Source organism: Streptomyces sp. NPDC005878 (genome assembly GCF_040629815.1).
In the GTDB taxonomy this organism is placed as follows: Bacteria; Actinomycetota; Actinomycetes; order Streptomycetales; family Streptomycetaceae; genus Streptomyces.
In genome coordinates, this window is record NZ_JBEXWK010000033.1 from 38,069 (window position 1) to 55,109 (window position 17,041).

A 17,041-nucleotide genomic window follows, 5' to 3' on the forward strand; every position below is an offset into this window, starting at 1 on the left:
TACACAGACCTAGGAGACGTACGACCGTGACGGACATCGTCGATGAGCTGCAGTGGCGTGGGCTGATCGCCCTCTCCACTGACGAGGACGCACTGCGCAAGGCGTTCGCGGACGGTCCCGTCACGTTCTATTGCGGCTTCGACCCGACCGCCCCCAGCCTGCACCTGGGCAACCTGGTGCAGATCCTGACCATGCGCCGGATCCAGCAGGCGGGCAACCGCCCGCTGGGTCTGGTCGGCGGGGCGACCGGTCTGATCGGTGACCCCAAGCCGAACTCGGAGCGCACGCTGAACGCCCCCGAGGTCGTCGCGGGCTGGGTGGAGCGGCTGCGCGGGCAGATCGAGCGGTTCCTCGACTTCGAGGGCCCGTACGCCGCGACCATGGTCAACAACCTGGACTGGACGTCGGGTCTGTCGGCCATCGACTTCCTGCGGGACGTCGGCAAGTACTTCCGGGTCAACAAGATGATCGCCAAGGAGGCGGTATCCCGCCGGCTGAACTCCGACGCGGGCATCAGCTACACCGAGTTCAGCTACCAGATCCTCCAGGGCATGGACTTCCTGGAGCTGTACCGGCGCCACGGCTGTGTCCTGCAGACCGGCGGCAGCGACCAGTGGGGCAACCTCACCGCGGGTACCGACCTGATCCACCGGGTCGCCCCGGAGGCCGAGGTGCACGCGCTGGCCACCCCGCTGATCACCAAGGCGGACGGCACCAAGTTCGGCAAGACGGAGTCCGGCACGGTATGGCTGGACCCGGAGCGCACCACGCCGTACGCGTTCTACCAGTTCTGGCTGAACGCGGACGACCGCGACGTCTCCAAGTTCCTGCGCATCTTCAGCTTCCGGTCCCGCGAGGAGATCGAGGAGCTGGAGCGGCTCACCGAGGAGCGCCCGCAGGCGCGGGCCGCGCAGCGCGCGCTCGCCGAGGAGCTGACGACGCTGGTGCACGGCGCCGACCAGTGCGCGGCGGTCGTCGCCGCGTCGAAGGCGCTGTTCGGCCAGGGCGACCTCGCGGAGCTGGACGCCTCGACGCTGGCCGCCGCCCTGTCCGAGCTGCCGCACGCCGAGGTGGCCGAGCTCGGCCCGGTGGTGGACCTGTTCGCCGAGGTGGAGCTGGTGGCGAGCAAGTCGGCGGCCCGGCGCACGGTGAAGGAGGGCGGCGCCTACGTGAACAACGCGAAGGTGACGTCCGAGGACGCGGTGGTCACCGCCGACGATCTGCTGCACGGCCGCTGGCTGGTGCTGCGCCGGGGCAAGAAGAACCTGGCCGCGATCGAGGTCAAGGGCGCCTGACCTGCGCGTATGGCCTGCGCGAAGGGATCGTGCGCAGAGGGATCGTGCTAACAAGGATCGTGCGCAAAGGGTCCGGGGACGTACGCGGGGGGCGGTTCCGTCATGGGACCGCCCCCCGCGCCGTACCTGCCGTGGGGGCCGCCGCGCCCGTCAGGCCCGCTGCCTGTTGCCCCGCATCGCCATGTAGAGCATGTCGCCCAGGGCGACGATGACGACCGCCGCGGCGATCTGGAGGCCGTGCCGGCCCCAGTCGATGCCCTTCGTCTCCGCGATGCCGATCGCCCGCGCGATCGAGTTGCCGACCACACCGCCGATGATGCCGAAGATGGTGGTCAGCCAGAGGGGACTGTGCTGCTTGCCGGGGAGGATCGCCTTCGCGATCAGACCCAGTACGAATCCGACGATGATCGCCCACAACCAGCCCATCGCTGCCTCCTCTTTCCGCTCGGCGCGAGCACTCAGCCGAGCACTCCGCCCTACATGAGCAGTCGCAGCCAGTGTTGACCCATCCGCCATACGGCGCATGTCGGACTCGTCCGTACGCAGTACGGATCGGCCGCATCACTCAGGCCGGACCGCCCCCGGTCTCGAACCCGGCGGATCCCGGGCGTACCGTGTGAACTGTCCGGGCCGGGGAGAGCCCGGCGTGGAGTCGGGTGGTGGAGCAGATGCGGAAGCGGAACGGAGCCGAGGTCTTCCGGATCACCGGGGCCCGGCAGGGTCTGGCGGAGGACGTGCGCGGGCGGCAGCGCCGCTATGTGATCTCGATGTCCGTCCGTACGGTGTCGGTGGTGCTGACGGCGGTGCTGTGGAACATCGAACGCCCTGTCGCGATCGTGACCCTGGTACTGGGAGCCCTGCTCCCTTATGTGGCTGTGGTGATCGCCAACGCGGGGCGGGAGAACGCGCCTTCACTGCCCTCGACGTTCGTGCCCGCGCCCGCGCGGCCGATGCTCGGAGCGGCCCCGGTCGGCGGTCCGGCGGAACCCGCGGCGGGTCCCGGCAGCCCTGACCACGAACCGTGGTCACGCGAGCAGACCTGATCCGTCACCGTCCGCAAAGCTCAAGAAAAGCTCAGATCAATCATGAAGTTCCGGTGCACCACAGCGGGTCCCCCGTGACATACTGCGTAGGCGCTCCGCATCCCCCGTCGGAGCGACGGACCGACGCCGGGCAGCTCCCCCCGTGGCTGCTCGGCGTCGCCATGTCACCCCCGGTTCATGGCGCAGAATGTATCCGTGAGTGACGAGATCGCCGACGAGGCGCCCGTGTGTTCCGCCAAGGGCTGCCGCACCGCGGCACGGTGGGTCCTGGCCTGGAACAACCCGAAGATCCATACGCCGGAGCGGCGCAAGACCTGGCTCGCGTGCGACGAACACCGCGAGCACCTCTCCCAGTTCCTGGGCGTACGGGGGTTCCTCAAGGACGTGGTGGCCCTGAGCGAGTGGGAGTCAGCCGCCGATCGCTGACATCGGGCGGTCGGGCTGGAGGAACTCCGGGTCGTCCAGCCCGGATCCGGCCTTCTTCCCCCACATCGCCAGCCGCCACAGCCGGGCGATCTCCTCGTCGGGCGCCCCCGAGCGCAGCGCGCCCCGCAGATCCGACTCCTCGCGCGCGAAGAGGCAGGTGCGGACCTGGCCGTCGGCGGTGAGCCGGGTCCGGTCGCAGGCCGCGCAGAACGGGCGGGTGACGGAGGCGATGACGCCGACCCGGTGCGGTCCGCCGTCCACCACCCAGCGCTCGGCGGGCGCGGAGCCGCGCGCGTCGTCGCCCTCGGGGGTGAGCGTGAACCTCGTACGCAGCGAGGCGAGGATGTCACCGGCGGTGATCATGCCGTCGCGCTTCCAGCCGTGCTGGGCGTCGAGCGGCATCTGCTCGATGAACCGCAGCTCGTAGTCGTGCGCCACGGCCCAGGCCAGCAGGTCGGGGGCCTCGTCGTCGTTGAGCCCGGGCATCAGGACCGCGTTGACCTTGACCGGGGTGAGCCCGGCGGCGCGGGCGGCCTCCATGCCGTCGATGACGTCCTTGTGCCGGTCGCGGCGGGTGAGGGTCTTGAAGACCTCGGGGCGCAGGGTGTCGAGGGAGACGTTGACCCGGTCCAGGCCCGCCGCCTTCAGGGCGGCGGCGGTGCGCTTCAGGCCGATGCCGTTGGTGGTGATCGACATCCTGGGGCGGGGCTCCAGGGCCGCGCAGCGCTCCACGATGCCGACCAGGCCCGGCCGCAGCAGCGGCTCGCCGCCGGTGAAGCGGACCTCGGTGACACCGAGGTCGGTCACGGCGATGCGGATGAGGCGGACGATCTCGTCGTCGGTGAGCAGGTCCGGCTTGGCCAGCCACTGCAGGCCCTCTTCGGGCATGCAGTACGTACACCGCAGATTGCAGCGGTCGGTGAGCGAGACACGCAGGTCAGTGGCCACACGGCCGTATGTGTCGATGAGCACTGTGGGCCCCCTCCCCCGGTTACCGGTTGATGTATACAGCCGAGCCTACGTGAGAGGGCCGACAACGGCGGGGGCCGTTTGACACGAGGTGCGGCGCGGCCGCGTCGTAGGACCCTACGACGCGGCCGCGGCCCGTACCCGTCCGTCCGCCCTAGTGGGCGCCGACTCCGCTGAGGGACTTGACCTCCAGCTCGGCGTACTTGCCGGCGTCCGGCTCCTCCTTGGACAGGAGTGATCCGATCAGGCCGAGCAGGAAGCCGACGGGGATCGAGATCAGGCCCGGGTTCTCCAGCGGGAACCAGTGGAAGTCCACGCCCTTGAACATGGACGTCTTCGGGTTGCCGGAGACGACCGGCGAGAACAGGACGAGCACGACCGCCGTGGTGAGGCCGCCGTAGATCGACCACAGCGCGCCCTGGGTGGTGAAGCGCTTCCAGAAGAGGCTGTAGAGGATGGTCGGCAGGTTGGCGGAGGCGGCGACCGCGAAGGCGAGTGCGACCAGGCCGGCGACGTTCAGGTCGCGGGCGAAGGCGCCCAGCACGATGGCGACGGCCCCGATGAAGACGGTGGCCCAGCGCGCGGCCCTGACCTCCTCCTTCTCGGTCGCCTTCCCCTTGCGGATGACGTTGGCGTAGATGTCGTGCGCGAAGGAGGACGAGGAGGCGAGGGTGAGGCCCGCGACGACCGCGAGGATCGTGGCGAAGGCGACCGCCGAGATCACGGCGAGCAGGATCGCGCCCCCGTTGGAGCCGCTGCCGCCGCCGATCTCCAGGGCCGCGAGCGGCGCGGCGGTGTTGCCCGCCGGGTTGGAGGCGATGATGTCGCCCGGCTTGAGCAGGGCCGCCGCGCCGAAGCCGAGCACGATCGTCATCAGGTAGAAGGCGCCGATGATGCCGATCGCCCAGTTCACCGACTTACGGGCGGCCTTGGCGGTGGGGACGGTGTAGAAGCGGATCAGGATGTGCGGCAGTCCGGCCGTGCCGAGGACCAGGGCGAGGCCGAGCGAGATGAAGTCGAGCTTGGAGGTGCCGGTCTTGCCGTACTTCAGGCCGGGCTCCAGGAAGGCGCTGCCCTTGCCGCTGTTCTCGGCGGCCCTGCCGAGCAGGTCGGAGAGGTTGAAGTCGAACTTCAGCAGGATCAGGAAGGTGATCAGGATGGTGCCCGCGATGAGCAGGACCGCCTTGACCATCTGGACCCAGGTGGTGCCCTTCATCCCGCCGATCGTCACGTACACGATCATGAGGACGCCGACCAGGGCGACGATGAGGATCTTGCCCGCGTCGCTGGTGATGCCCAGCAGCAGCGAGACCAGCACACCCGCGCCGGCCATCTGCGCCAGCAGGTAGAAGATCGAGACGACGATGGTGGAGGTGCCGGCCGCCGTCCGTACGGGCCGCTGGCGCATCCGGTACGCGAGCACGTCGCCCATCGTGTAGCGCCCGGAGTTGCGCAGCGGCTCGGCGACCAGGAGCAGCGCCACCAGCCAGGCGACCAGGAACCCGATGGAGTACAGGAAGCCGTCGTAGCCGAAGAGCGCGATGGCGCCGGCGATGCCGAGGAAGGACGCGGCGGACATGTAGTCGCCGGAGACCGCGAGGCCGTTCTGGAAGGCGGTGAACTGCCGGCCGCCCGCGTAGAAGTCGGCCGCGCTCTTGGTCTGGCGGCCCGCCCAGACCGTGATGACCAGGGTCGCGACGACGAACACCGCGAACAGGGTGATGATCAGTGGCCGGTGTTCGCTGGTGGCGGTCGCCGCGAGCGGGAGGTGGTCGTGCGGGGCGCTCATGCGTCGGCCTCCATGCGGGACTTGATCGCCTCGGCGCGGGGGTCGAGCTTGGCGGCGGCGTAGCGCGCGTAGAACCAGGCGATGAGGAAGGTGGTGAGGAACTGGGCGAGGCCGAAGACCAGGGCCACGTTGATGTTGCCGAACAGCCGGTGGCCCATGAAGCCGCCCGCGTAGTTGGACAGCAGGACGTACAGCAGGTACCAGGCGATGAAGGCGACGGTGAGCGGGAACGCGAACCGGCGGTGGGTGCGGCGCAGTTCGGCGAACTCCTCGCTCGCCTGCACCTCGACGAACTTGTGGGTGGGGGGCTGGGCGGGGCGCGTGTCGATTCCGCCGTCGGGCGGTGGCACGTCGGTGGCCACGGACTCTCCTCGTGATGCGGGTGCGGTGGGGATGGACGACAAGGGGGACCCTCACGGTCGGGGACGGATGAGGGCGGTCCCCCTGACAACGGCACGGAGGGCGTCGCGTCTCGGTTCAGACCGGCCGTTTTTCCGCGCGGCCGCCGCACGGACGGGTGCTCTGGCCGTGCGCGGCGGCCCCGGGTGCGATGTTCTCGGAGCAACCCGCCCGAATTCATTGATGGGCCCGTGTGATCAGCGATAGCTTCGCTGGTCATGTACCCGTCCACTCGTGACCCGCGGGTGGACGGCTCTCACGGATGATGTGGAGAACCCATGGCTCATCTGGGATCCGGACGGCGGCGGGCCCTCGCGCTCCCCGCCGGTCTGGCGCTCACGGCCTCGCTCGGCTTCCTTCCGGCGGCCACGGCCTCGGCCGCGCCGGCCCCGGCCGCCGACGGCCCGAACCTGTCGTACGTCGTCAACACCACGGGCGGGCACGGCACTTCGGCCCGGGTGCGCGACGCGATAGCCAAGGCGGGCGGCACGGTCGTCGTCAGTTACGACCGGATAGGCGTGGTCGTCGCGCACTCCACGAACCCCGCGTTCGCGCGGGAGATACGCCGGGCCAGGGGCGTCTCCTCGGCCGGCGCGACCCGCACCACGCCGCTGACGGCGCAGGCCACCACGGAGGAGGGCACCACCCAGGCCCTCACCCCGGCCGAGGCCGCGAAGGCGAAGGCGGCCGCCGCGCCCGGCCAGGAGCCGCTGGAGGCCAACCAGTGGGACCTGCGGGCCATCGGCGCCGACAAGGCCGCCAAGATCTACCCCGGCAGCCGCCGGGTCACCGTCGGCGTGATCGACACCGGCGTCGACGACACCCACCCGGACCTCGCCCCGAACTTCTCCGCCGCCCAGTCGGCCAACTGCGTGGGCGGCGTCGCCGACACCTCGCCGGGCGCCTGGCGGCCGTACGCGGGCGGCAGCGACCACGGCACGCACGTCGCGGGCGAGATCGCCGCGGCCCGCAACGGCATCGGGGTCGCGGGCGTGGCGCCCGGGGTGAAGGTCGCCGGGATCAAGGTCGCCGAGCAGGGCAGCGGGCTGTTCTTCACCGAGGCGGTGGTCTGCGGGTTCGTCTTCGCCGCCGAGCACCACATCGACATCACCAACAACAGCTATTACGTGGACCCCTGGTACTTCAACTGCAAGAGCGACCCGGACCAGAAGGCCCTGCTCGACGCGGTGACCCGGGCCAGCAGGTACGCCGAGCACAAGGGCGTCCTGAACGTGGCGGCGGCCGGCAACGAGAACTACGACCTCTCCAAGCACGCCCTCACCGACACCAGCAGCCCGGACGACCAGCCCGCGCCGCACCCGACGGTGACCGTGGACCCGGCCAAGTGCCCGGACATCCCGGCCCAGCTGCCGGGCGTGGTCACGGTCTCGGCGACCGGCGTGCAGAACATCAAGTCGTACTACTCCAGCTACGGCCTCGGCCAGGTCGACGTGGCCGCGCCGGGCGGGGACAAGTACCAGATCCCGGACACCCCGGACAGGAACGGGCGCATCCTGGCGACGCTGCCGGGTGGCCAGTACGGCTACAAGCAGGGCACGTCGATGGCCACCCCGCACGTCGTGGGCGTCGCCGCACTGCTGAAGTCCAAGCACCGCTGGGCGTCCCCGGCGGACCTGCGGGACATGCTCAGGGAGCAGGCCGACAACCCCGGCTGCCCGACCGGTCTGTACGACCCGGACGGCAACGGCGTCCAGGACTCCACCTGTGAGGGCGGCAAGCGCGTCAACGGCTTCTACGGCCACGGCGTCGTCAACGCGCTGAGCGCGGTCACCGAGTAGCACGGCGACCGGCGGGCGCGGCCCCCCGTGGTCGCGCCCGCCGCGGAGCTCCTTCCCGTACGTACCGAGACATCCGTCAGTCACATGGAGAACCCATGACGTCGCACTTCTCCCGTACGCACCGCGCCCTCGCCGTCTCCGCCGTGATGGCGACCGCCGCCGCGCTGGCGGTCCTGCCGGGCACGGCGTCGGCCGTGTCCGGCGGCGGCGCCGCGCAGGCCGCCCCCGCCACCGACGCCTCCTCGCTCAGCTACGTCGTCAACCTCCGCAAGGGATACGGGCACGCCGACAAGGTCAGACGGGCCATCACGGCCGCCGGCGGCACGGTCGTCCAGTCCTACGACCGGATCGGCGTGATCGTCGCCCACTCCGCCGCCCCCGGCTTCGCGCAGGCGATGCGGGCGGTACGGGGCGTGGAGTCGGCCGGGGCGACCCGGACGGCGCCGCTGCCGGCGCAGACCACCACCGACGTCGGCACGCCCAGGACGCTCACCGCCGAGGAGGTCCGGGCCGCGGGCGCCGGGGCCGCGGCGGGCGAGGACCCGCTGGAGCCGCTCCAGTGGGACCTGAAGGCCATCAAGGCCGACAAGGCGCACGAGAAGACCCTGGGCAGCTCGCGGGTGACCGTGGGCGTCATCGACACGGGCGTGGACGACACCCACCCCGACATCGCGCCCAACTTCGACCGCTCCAAGTCGGTGAGCTGCATCGGCGGCAAGCCGGACACCACCGACGGCGCCTGGCGGCCGTTCACCACCGGCGGCTCCCCGCACGGCACCCATGTGGCGGGTGAGATAGCCGCGGCGAAGAACGGCGTCGGCGTCACCGGGGTGGCGCCGGGGGTGAAGGTCGCCGCGATCAAGGTGTCCACCCAGGGCGGCAGCTTCTTCTACACGGAGGCCGTCGTCTGCGGCTTCATGTGGGCCGCCGACCACGGCGTCGACGTCACCAACAACAGCTATTACACCGACCCCTGGTACTTCAACTGCAAGAGCGACCCGGACCAGAAGGCGCTGGTCGAGGCGATCACCCGGGCGAGCCGGTACGCCGAGTCCCGGGGCACGGTGAACGTCGCGGCGGCCGGCAACGAGAGCTACGACCTCGCCGCCGACTCGATCACCGACCCGGCCAGCCCCAACGACTCCACCCCGGGCGACCGGACGGTCGACCCGAGCACCTGCCTCGACATCCCCACCCAGCTGCCGGGGGTCGTCACGGTCTCCGCGACCGGGGCCAAGGGCCTGAAGTCGTCGTTCTCCAACTACGGCCGTGGCGTGATCGACGTGGCGGCGCCGGGCGGCGACTCGACGGCCTACCAGCCGCCGCAGGCCCCGGCCACCAGCGGGCTGATCCTCGGCCCGGTGCCCGGCGGCAAGTGGGCCTACATGGCGGGCACCTCGATGGCCACCCCGCACGTGGTGGGCGTGGCCGCGCTGCTGAAGTCCGCGCACCCGCACGCGCCCGCCTGGAAGATCAAGGAGCTCCTGAAGGAGGGCGCGGACCCGACGGCCTGCCCCGTCCCGTACGACATCGACGGCGACGGCAAGGCGGACGCGGTCTGCGAGGGCGGCAGGCACCGCAGCGGCTTCTACGGGGCGGGGATCGTCAACGCCCTGCACGCGGTGCGCTAGGGCGTGTCGCGCCAGGTCCGGGCGGCTCCCCCGCCCGGACCCGGCACCTCGCGCTACGGCTTGATCAGCACCTTCAGGGCGGTGCGCTCGTCCATCGCCTTGTAGCCGCCGGGGACGCCGTCGATGCCGACCGTCAGGTCGAAGACCGGGGAGGGGTCGACGGCGCCGGACAGGACGTCCGGGAGCAGCTCGGGGATGTAGGCGCGGACCGGGGCGACGCCGCCGCGCAGCGCGATGTTGCGGTCGAACATGACGCTCAGGTCGAGGCCGGTGCCGCTGCCGTGCGGGACGCCCACGTAGCCGATGGCGCCGCCGTCGCGGGTGATCTCCACGGCCGTGCGCATCGACTGCTCGGTGCCGACCGCCTCGATCACCGCGTGCGCGCCCTGACCCCGGGTCAGCTCGCGCACGGCGTCGACGGCGGCCTCGCCGCGCTCGGCGACGACGTCCGTGGCGCCGAAGGCCCGCGCGATGTCGGTACGTACCCGGTGGCGCCCGAGCGCGATGATCCGCTCGGCGCCGAGCCGCCTGGCGGCGAGGACTCCGCAGAGGCCGACGGCCCCGTCCCCGACGACGGCGACCGTGGAGCCGCGCCCCACCCCGGCGCCGACGGCCGCGTGGTGGCCGGTGCCGAGCACGTCGGAGAGCGCCAGCAGGGCGGTGAGCAGGCGCTCGTCGGAGGCCGCGGCGGCGGGCAGCTTCACCAGCGTGCCGTCGGCGAACGGCACCCTGACCGCCTCGCCCTGGCCGCCGTCGGAGCCCACCGAGCCCCAGAAGCCGCCCTGCGGGCAGGACGTCTGGAGCCCCTCGGCGCAGTAGTCGCACGTGCCGTCGGACCACACGAAGGGCGCGACCACCAGGTCCCCGGCCCGGAAGCCGGTCACCTCGGAGCCCGCCTCCTCGACCACCCCGAGGAACTCGTGCCCGATCCGCTGCCCCGGCTGCCGAGCGGACTCGCCCCGGTAGGCCCACAGGTCGCTGCCGCAGATACAGGCCCGCAGCACCCGGACGACCGCGTCGGTGGGGAGCTGGACCACGGAGTCGGGCACGTCCTCCACCCGGATGTCGTGGGGGGCGTGGATGACGGTGGCGCGCATGGGGCAGATCCTTGCTGGTCAGTCGAGTGGCGTACGGAGAAAGCCGTACGGGGAGTCCGTCTCTCACCGTACGCCTGTGCCGCCGTCGGCCGCCCGCCGAGACGGCCGCGCACCGCCCGGCGGCCGGACCCGCCACCGGCGTAGGATTCCCTCCTCCGGGCCCTGGGGAGGTCAACTGCCGTGACAGGCATGGAAGTCGCGTTCTTACGGCTGGCCGGGGCGGTGGCCTCCACCGTCGCCAAGTCGCTCCTGAGCCCGAGACCCGGTGCGGGCCTGGTGGCCGCCCCCGTCCGCCCGGCCATGCGCCCACTGCCGAAGCCCGCGTCGCCGGAGCGGCTGGCGAAGGTCCTCGGGCGGCGCCTCGCCGACACGTACGGCTCACTGCCGGAGCACGAGCGGACGGCGGCGGCCGAGGCCGTGGCGGACGCCTTCGCGGCGGCGGGCGAGATCACTCCCGCGTACCTGTTCTCCCTGGACCTGGACCCCGAGCGGCTGCGGGCCGGGCTCCGCCGCCCGCACCCGGGGCCCGGCGAGGCGCTGTACGAGGAGCTGCTGGGGCTCTGCTGCGCCCATGTGGTCGAGCAGCTGACCGCGCACCCCGCGTTCGCCGCCCGCGCGGCGGTGGAGCAGGCGCGCGCGGCGGGGCGGACACACGCGCTGATGACGGACGTACGCGACCGGCTCGGCCCGCGACCACAGGCGGCGGCCCTGAGCTTCGAGGAGCGGTACGCGGCCTATGTGACCGAGACGCACGGGCGGCTGGAGCTGTTCGGGCTGACCCTGGGGCGCTCGCGCGGCGAGTGGGCGCTGGACACGGCCTACATCAGCCTCGCGGTGAGCGGGGAGCGCGCGGACTTCGGCCCGGCCCGGGGCGAGCAGGTCGCGGTCAAGGCCGAGCAGGCGCTCGCCGGGGCCGACCGGCTGGTGCTGCGCGGCCCCGCGGGCTCCGGGAAGAGCACGCTGGTGCAGTGGCTGGCCCTCAACGCGGCCCGGCGCAGCTTCACCGGCGAGCTGGCGGACTGGAACCGGTGCGTCCCCTTCGTGCTGCGGCTGCGCGCCTTCACCCAGGCGGACGCGCTGCCGCTCCCCGACGCGTTCCTGCGGGCGGCCGGGGTGCCGCTGCACGGGGCGGCGCCCGCCGGATGGGTGGAGCAGGTGCTGGCGGGAGGCCGCGGGCTGGTGCTGGTGGACGGGGTGGACGAGGTCCCCGTCCGGCTGCGCCACCGCACCGAGGCCTGGCTGAAGTCGCTGATCGCGGCCTTCCCCAACGCCCGGTACGTCGTCACCACGCGCCCCTCCGCGGTGCCCGTGGACTGGCTCTCCCGGCAGGGCTTCGCGGCCCACTCACTGCTGCCGATGGACCGCGACGACATCCGCGCCTTCGTCGGCCACTGGCACGACGCCGCACGCGGCGAGTGCCTGGGCGAGGTGGAGCGCGCACGGCTGGCGACGTACGAGACCTCGCTGCGGCAGGCCGTCGGCAGCCGCCGCGACCTGGGCCGGCTGGCCACCAACCCGCTGATGTGCGCCCTGCTGTGCGCGCTCAACCGGGACCGCCGGATGCAGCTGCCGCGCGCCAGGAAGGAGCTGTACGACGCGGCCCTGGACATGCTGCTCGTACGGCGGGACACCGAACGCGAGATCGCGGGCGTGGAGGGCGTCGAACTCACCCGCGAGGAGCAGACCGCGCTCCTCCAGCGCCTGGCGTACTGGCTGATCCGCAACGCCCAGGTCGAGGCCGAGCAGGGCGAGGCCAGGGAGATGATCGCCGACTGGCTCACGGCGATGCCGCAGGTACGGGGCACCGCGGAGCAGGTCTTCGCGCATCTGCTGATCCGCAGCGGCCTGCTGCGCGAACCGGCGCCGGGGACGGTCGGCTTCGTGCACCGCACCTTCCAGGACTACCTGGGCGCGAAGGCGGCGGTGGAGTCCCGCGACTTCGGCGTGCTCGCGGCCAACGCGCACGACGACACCTGGGACGACGTGGTGCAGATGGCGGTCGGGCACGCGCGGGCGGACGAGCGGGCGCGGCTGCTCAAGCAGTTGCTCCGCCGCGCCGACCGCGCCCCCAAGCTGCGCCACCGGCTGGTACTGCTGGCGGCGGCGTGCCTGGAGCACGCACCCGAACTGGACCCGGCGATCCGGGAGTCGGTCGAGGCGGGGACGCGGGAGCTGCTGCCGCCTCGGAGCCTGGACGACGCGGAGAAACTGGCGAAGGTGGGCGAGCTGGTGCTGGGGCTGCTCCCCGGGCCGGAGGGGCTCGATGAGTACGAGGCGGGGGCGGTGGTGCGGACGGCGGCGGCGATCCGGGGGGACGCGGCCTTTGAGGTGATCTCGCGGTTTCGGGGGGATGGGAGGTGGCGGGTCGCCGAGCAGGTATCCAGTGCCTGGGGGGCCTTCGACACCGAGGAGTACGCGCGCGAGGTGCTGGCGGCGGGGGCCTGGCACCAGGCTCCGCTGACCGCGACGACCCGGGAGCAGATGCTCGCGCTGCGGCTGGTGCCTGGCGCTCAGCGCATCCATGTGACGGGCAACCATGCCGATCTCAGCCCCCTGACGGAGGTGCGGGGAGTGGAAGAGGTTTTCGTCTACGGCAGCATGGACCTCACGGATCTCGCTCCGCTGGCCTCGCTCCCCCGGCTCAAGGAGCTGGGCCTGAGCCGATGTTCGGCACTGCGGGACCTGACCCCGATCGCCCGGCCCGGCCTTGAGCACATCTCCCTCTACCTGCTCGATCCGGAACTCCCGCTGGAACCTCTGTGGGAGGCGACGAGCCTCAAGAGCGCCTTCATCGGGCATCCCGCACTCATCGAGAGCGTCGCCGAACTGCCCCTGGGACCCCAACTGACCACGCTGGTACTTGAGCGCCAGATCCGGTACGCGAGCCTCGCCGGGATCGAACGCTGGCCTCTCCTCACCGGTCTGACGCTCGCCGGACAGGCGCAACTAAGGGAACTGTGCGCGAGGCCCGCCCTGCTCGGACGGCTTGCCCAACTGGGGATGCATGAGGTCGGATCCGTGGATCTGCGCCTGCTCAGGGGCGCCACCGGACTCAGCAGTCTTTCCTTGATCGACTGCGGACTCCCGGCCGGACTGGGCGCTCTGCGTGAGCTTCCCCGGTTGACCACGCTGTGGCTCTCCCGGTCGACGACAGCCGAACACCCCATCGATCTCACTCCGTTGGCGGACCTGCCCGACCTCACCATCAGGGCGCCCAGCGGCACACCCCTCATCGGGGCCGACCAGATCCCCCCGGAACGGCTGGACCTCTACCGAACCCGCCTCTGACCCCTCACACCCCCGCCGCCCCCAACGCCACCCCCGCCGCATACGTCACCCCCATAGCCACCGCACCCCCACCCACGTTCCGCAGCACCGCCGCCCCCGCCGGGGCCGCGCCGAGGCGGGCGCTCCACCAGCCCGTCAGGGTCAGGGCGGCCAGGACCGAGACGACCGTCACGTACAGGCGGACCGGGGACGGGGGCAGGACGATGGCGAGGAGGGGGAGCAGCGCGCCCGCCGTGAAGGCGAGGAAGCTGGCGCCCGCCGCGTGCCAGGGGTTGGCCAGTTCGTCGGGGTCGATGCCGAGCTCCACGCGCGCGTGGGCGCGCAGGGCGTCGCGTTCGGTGAGCTGCTCCGCCGCCTCCCGCGCCAGTTCGGCGCTGAGGCCTCGGTCCTCCAGCAGACCGGTCAGCTCGTCCAGTTCCGCCTCCGGCTCCTCCCGCAGTTCGCGCCGCTCCATCGCCAGCGCGGCCTTCTCGGAGTCGCGCTGGGTGGAGACGGAGACGTACTCGCCCGCCGCCATCGACATCGAGCCCGCCAGCAGGCCCGCGAGACCCGCCGTCAGCAGGGCGGAGCGGTCGTCCGTCGCGCCGGCCACGCCGACGACGAGGCCCGCCGTGGACACGATGCCGTCGTTGGCGCCCAGGACCGCCGCCCGCAGCCAGTTCAGGCGCGTTCCGAGGCCGCCCCGGTGGGCCTCGTCGTGGCCCTCGGCCGTCTCCGCTTCCGTCATGCGGCGAAGGGTCTCACCCCCCGCCTCACCACACCCGTACCGACCCGCCCCGCGCGAACACCGGGCTCGTGGCGTCCGGCGGGACCTCCTTCAGGGGCTCGGCGATCTCCGCGACGGTCGGGCCCGCCTTCGCCGCGATCGGGTCGAGGAGCGTCAGGTCGAAGCCGTAGACGCGGGCCGCGTTGCCGCCCACCATCGCGGCCACCTCCTCGGGCGGCAGGCCCGCGTACGCGATCCGCAGGCCCTCGCGGGAGTACGGGGTGGTGCCCTCGTCGTGCGGGTAGTCGCTGCCCCACATGATCTTGTCGAGGCCGATGCGGTCGCGCAGGGGCACCTCGTGGGGACGCATGAAGCTGGCGCCGACGTAGCAGTTCTCGCGCCAGACCCGGCTGGGCCCCTTGCCCATGGACTCGGCCAAACCCGCGCCGAACTTGGACTCCGCGGTGGCCGCCCGGGTCGCCGCCGCCACCAGGCGCTGGTGGTAGTAGTCGAGCATGTCCAGCACCCCGGGGATCCAGCCGGAGCCCTGTTCGGTGAGGATCAGCTTCAGCGCCGGGTGGCGGTGGAAGGCGCCGCCGAAGATCAGATGCCAGAGGGCGCGGTGCGAGAACCAGGTCGTCTCGACCATGAAGACGGCCCGGGCGGCGGGCTCCTCCCCCAGCGGCGGCGACGCGGAGCCGCCGTGGTGGTTGACCGGTACGCCGAGGTCGGCGCAGGCCGCCCAGATCGGGTCGTACACGTCCGAGTACAGCTCGGGCACACCCGAGCCGGGCGGGGCGCCCGGGAGCAGGATGCCGCCGGTCAGGCCCGCCTCCCTCGTCCGGTGGATCTCGGCCACCGCCGCGTCGACGTCGCCCAGCAGGATCTGCGCGACGCCCGCCCTGCGGCCCGGCTCCAGGGCGCAGAAGTCGGCCAGCCAGCGGTTGTGCGCCCGCAGCCCGGCCCAGCGCCGCTCCAGCTCCTCCCTGGTCGGCGTGGGCGCCATGAGCGCGGCCGAGGGGAAGAACGGGGGGATGGTGTTGGGGAACACCACCTCCGCGACGATCCCGTCCGCCTCCAGCTCGGCCACCCGCCGCGCGGAGTTCCAGTTGCGGTCGGCGGTATCGGCCAGCAGGTCCTCGTGGGGGTTGACGTAGGTGGCGGCCCAGGCGTCGAAGTCGTCGTGGTACCGCTTCTCCAGGTACGGCTTGTAGTCGAGGAGGTCGGCGCCCGCGTGGCAGTCGGCCGAGATCACCGTGTAGCGGTCGGCGTTCACGACACCCCCAGGACGGGGAAGTCGTGGTCGGTCAGCCAGTGGCGTCCCACCTCCCGCGAGCGCGCCCAGGACGCCTCGACGGCCGACTGGTCCTCGCTCTGCCCGAGTTCGGCCGGGGCCGGGCCGATGCGGCGGGCCAGCGGGGCCAGCTTCGCGGTGTCGAAGCCGAAGACCTCCGCCGCCGCCAGGCCCAGCATCCGGCGCGTCTCGGCGACGGGGATGTCGTGGAAGGTCCTGCGCAGCCACTCCCGGGTGTGCGGCCAGGTGCCCTCGGGGTGCGGGAAGTCGGAGCCCCAGAGGATGTTGTCGACACCGATCTCGTAGCGCTGGGCGAGTTCGCGCCGCTTGGTGTTGGTGGCGCAGACGAAGACCTGGCGGTCCAGGTACTCGCTGGGCGGCCGCTTGAGCTCGGCGAAGGGCGAGAGCTTCTTGCCGCCGTGCGCGCCCAGATAGAGCCGGTCCATGAACCACAGCAGGTTCGGCAGCCACCAGCAGCCCGACTCCGCCACGCCGAAGCGCAGCCCGGGGTGGCGTTCGAAGACGCCGGACCAGAGCAGGAACCACAGCGGGCGGGCGGGCCACCAGGTGACCTCGCTGACGTAGATGCCGAGGTGGTCGCCGTACTCGTGGCGGGGTGCGGCGCCCGAGTGGGTGAGGACCGGCATCGCGGTCTCGGCGGCCGCCGCCCAGACGGGGTCGTAACGGCGGTCGTGGTAGGGGGCCTTGTCGACCCACATCGAGGGGATCATCAGAGCGCCGAGCCCGGACTCCCTGGCCCGGTGGATCTCCGCGACCACCCGGTCGACGTCGCCGGTGACCGGCAGCAGGGCGACTCCGCAGTGCCGTGCCGCGTCCTCGGGGGTGCCGCCGACGAACTCGGCGAGCCAGCGGTTGTGCGCCTGCGCGCCGGCCATGCCGAGGTCGGGGTCCTGGTCGCCGGAGAGGCCGAGGCCGACGCCGAAGGGGGCGGCGGTGCGGCTGTCGACGGCGTCCGCGTCGGGGAAGACGACCTCGGCGGCCACCCCGTCCCCGTCGAGCTCCTTGAGCCTGCGGGCGGGGTCCCAGCCGCCCTTGAGGCCTTCCTCGTTGTCGGCGAACCACCGGTCCGCGAAGGCCTCGTTGCGGACCCCGAGCCGGGTCATCTCCTCGCGGCGGCGCTCGCGCCCGTCGAGGAAGTCGTCGAAGTCCCGGTGGAAGCGGGCGTCGAGGTAGGGCCGGTACCGCTCGGTGGGGAGCCCGGCGTGGCAGTCGGAGGAGATGATCAGGTACGGGTCGTGGTGCCCGCCCTCGGGTGTGCTGTGCTGCTGCGGCATGACGGACTCC

General features: G+C 72.2%; 14 protein-coding genes. 6 read left to right on the forward strand and 8 right to left on the reverse strand.

The window, feature by feature from the left end; all coding sequences use genetic code 11:
• Window positions 1-26: 26 nt before the first annotated feature.
• Entirely contained in the window at window positions 27-1,295 is a 1,269-nt protein-coding gene (gene tyrS / locus ABZ404_RS33200; RefSeq protein ID WP_358831959.1) for a tyrosine--tRNA ligase, read from the forward strand.
• 150 nt (window positions 1,296-1,445) lie between these two features.
• Here the strand turns inward: tyrS and ABZ404_RS33205 are convergent, their stop codons facing one another.
• Window positions 1,446-1,721, reverse strand: coding sequence for a GlsB/YeaQ/YmgE family stress response membrane protein (locus ABZ404_RS33205; protein ID WP_358831960.1), 276 nt, complete (start codon window positions 1,719-1,721; stop codon window positions 1,446-1,448).
• 242 nt (window positions 1,722-1,963) lie between these two features.
• Between ABZ404_RS33205 and ABZ404_RS33210 the strand changes: the two genes are divergently transcribed.
• Complete coding sequence (locus ABZ404_RS33210) at window positions 1,964-2,338, forward strand: DUF3099 domain-containing protein (protein WP_358831961.1); 375 nt, start codon at window positions 1,964-1,966, stop codon at window positions 2,336-2,338.
• A 195-nt stretch (window positions 2,339-2,533) separates the two neighbouring features.
• Complete coding sequence (locus ABZ404_RS33215) at window positions 2,534-2,764, forward strand: hypothetical protein (protein ID WP_358831962.1); 231 nt, start codon at window positions 2,534-2,536, stop codon at window positions 2,762-2,764.
• Here the strand turns inward: ABZ404_RS33215 and moaA are convergent.
• The 3 genes from moaA to ABZ404_RS33230 form a co-directional block, all read right to left on the reverse strand.
• Window positions 2,747-3,736: a GTP 3',8-cyclase MoaA gene (gene moaA / locus ABZ404_RS33220; protein WP_358831963.1), complete on the reverse strand. Its 990-nt coding sequence runs from the start codon at window positions 3,734-3,736 to the stop codon at window positions 2,747-2,749. The genes ABZ404_RS33215 and moaA overlap by 18 nt on opposite strands.
• Window positions 3,737-3,887: 151 nt before the next feature.
• Window positions 3,888-5,522 carry a cation acetate symporter gene (locus tag ABZ404_RS33225; RefSeq protein WP_358831964.1) on the reverse strand — a complete coding sequence of 545 codons (1,635 nt, stop codon included), beginning with the start codon at window positions 5,520-5,522 and terminating at the stop codon, window positions 3,888-3,890.
• Window positions 5,519-5,884, reverse strand: a complete 366-nt coding sequence (locus tag ABZ404_RS33230) for a DUF485 domain-containing protein (protein ID WP_358831965.1) — start codon at window positions 5,882-5,884, stop codon at window positions 5,519-5,521. The genes ABZ404_RS33225 and ABZ404_RS33230 overlap by 4 nt, the downstream gene beginning before the upstream one ends.
• 315 nt (window positions 5,885-6,199) lie before the next feature.
• Between ABZ404_RS33230 and ABZ404_RS33235 the strand changes: the two genes are divergently transcribed.
• Together ABZ404_RS33235 and ABZ404_RS33240 are read left to right on the forward strand one after the other, a co-directional pair.
• Window positions 6,200-7,720 carry a S8 family serine peptidase gene (locus ABZ404_RS33235; protein WP_358831966.1) on the forward strand — a complete coding sequence of 507 codons (1,521 nt, stop codon included), beginning with the start codon at window positions 6,200-6,202 and terminating at the stop codon, window positions 7,718-7,720.
• 95 nt (window positions 7,721-7,815) lie between these two features.
• Window positions 7,816-9,351: a S8 family serine peptidase gene (locus tag ABZ404_RS33240; protein WP_358831967.1), complete on the forward strand. Its 1,536-nt coding sequence runs from the start codon at window positions 7,816-7,818 to the stop codon at window positions 9,349-9,351.
• Window positions 9,352-9,404: 53 nt separating this feature from the next.
• Here the strand turns inward: ABZ404_RS33240 and ABZ404_RS33245 are convergent, their stop codons facing one another.
• Window positions 9,405-10,448 carry a zinc-dependent alcohol dehydrogenase family protein gene (locus ABZ404_RS33245; protein WP_358831968.1) on the reverse strand — a complete coding sequence of 348 codons (1,044 nt, stop codon included), beginning with the start codon at window positions 10,446-10,448 and terminating at the stop codon, window positions 9,405-9,407.
• 189 nt (window positions 10,449-10,637) lie between these two features.
• On the opposite strand from ABZ404_RS33245, the gene ABZ404_RS33250 reads away from it, so the two are divergent.
• The gene (locus ABZ404_RS33250; RefSeq protein WP_358831969.1) at window positions 10,638-13,736 is read left to right on the forward strand and encodes an NACHT domain-containing protein; all 3,099 of its coding nucleotides are present in this window, start codon (window positions 10,638-10,640) and stop codon (window positions 13,734-13,736) included.
• 4 nt (window positions 13,737-13,740) lie between these two features.
• Here the strand turns inward: ABZ404_RS33250 and ABZ404_RS33255 are convergent, their stop codons facing one another.
• The 3 genes from ABZ404_RS33255 to ABZ404_RS33265 are packed head-to-tail and all read right to left on the reverse strand — an operon-like array spanning window position 13,741 to window position 17,031.
• On the reverse strand, window positions 13,741-14,463 hold the full coding sequence (locus ABZ404_RS33255) for a VIT family protein (protein ID WP_358831970.1): 723 nt from the start codon (window positions 14,461-14,463) through the stop codon (window positions 13,741-13,743).
• Window positions 14,464-14,488: 25 nt separating this feature from the next.
• The gene (locus ABZ404_RS33260; protein ID WP_358831971.1) at window positions 14,489-15,718 is read right to left on the reverse strand and encodes an amidohydrolase family protein; all 1,230 of its coding nucleotides are present in this window, start codon (window positions 15,716-15,718) and stop codon (window positions 14,489-14,491) included.
• The gene (locus ABZ404_RS33265; RefSeq protein ID WP_358831972.1) at window positions 15,715-17,031 is read right to left on the reverse strand and encodes an amidohydrolase family protein; all 1,317 of its coding nucleotides are present in this window, start codon (window positions 17,029-17,031) and stop codon (window positions 15,715-15,717) included. The genes ABZ404_RS33260 and ABZ404_RS33265 overlap by 4 nt, the downstream gene beginning before the upstream one ends.
• Window positions 17,032-17,041 lie beyond the last annotated feature (10 nt).

What these genes read in the sequence shown, in the direction of transcription:
- ABZ404_RS33240 (WP_358831967.1), top strand. Translation starts at nt 7,816, where the DNA reads ATGACGTCGCACTTCTCCCGTACGCACCGCGCCCTCGCCGTCTCCGCC.
- ABZ404_RS33265 (WP_358831972.1), bottom strand. Translation starts at nt 17,031, where the DNA reads ATGCCGCAGCAGCACAGCACACCCGAGGGCGGGCACCACGACCCGTAC.
- ABZ404_RS33250 (WP_358831969.1), top strand. Translation starts at nt 10,638, where the DNA reads ATGGAAGTCGCGTTCTTACGGCTGGCCGGGGCGGTGGCCTCCACCGTC.
- ABZ404_RS33255 (WP_358831970.1), bottom strand. Translation starts at nt 14,463, where the DNA reads ATGACGGAAGCGGAGACGGCCGAGGGCCACGACGAGGCCCACCGGGGC.
- ABZ404_RS33235 (WP_358831966.1), top strand. Translation starts at nt 6,200, where the DNA reads ATGGCTCATCTGGGATCCGGACGGCGGCGGGCCCTCGCGCTCCCCGCC.
- ABZ404_RS33225 (WP_358831964.1), bottom strand. Translation starts at nt 5,522, where the DNA reads ATGAGCGCCCCGCACGACCACCTCCCGCTCGCGGCGACCGCCACCAGC.
- ABZ404_RS33205 (WP_358831960.1), bottom strand. Translation starts at nt 1,721, where the DNA reads ATGGGCTGGTTGTGGGCGATCATCGTCGGATTCGTACTGGGTCTGATC.
- ABZ404_RS33210 (WP_358831961.1), top strand. Translation starts at nt 1,964, where the DNA reads ATGCGGAAGCGGAACGGAGCCGAGGTCTTCCGGATCACCGGGGCCCGG.
- ABZ404_RS33245 (WP_358831968.1), bottom strand. Translation starts at nt 10,448, where the DNA reads ATGCGCGCCACCGTCATCCACGCCCCCCACGACATCCGGGTGGAGGAC.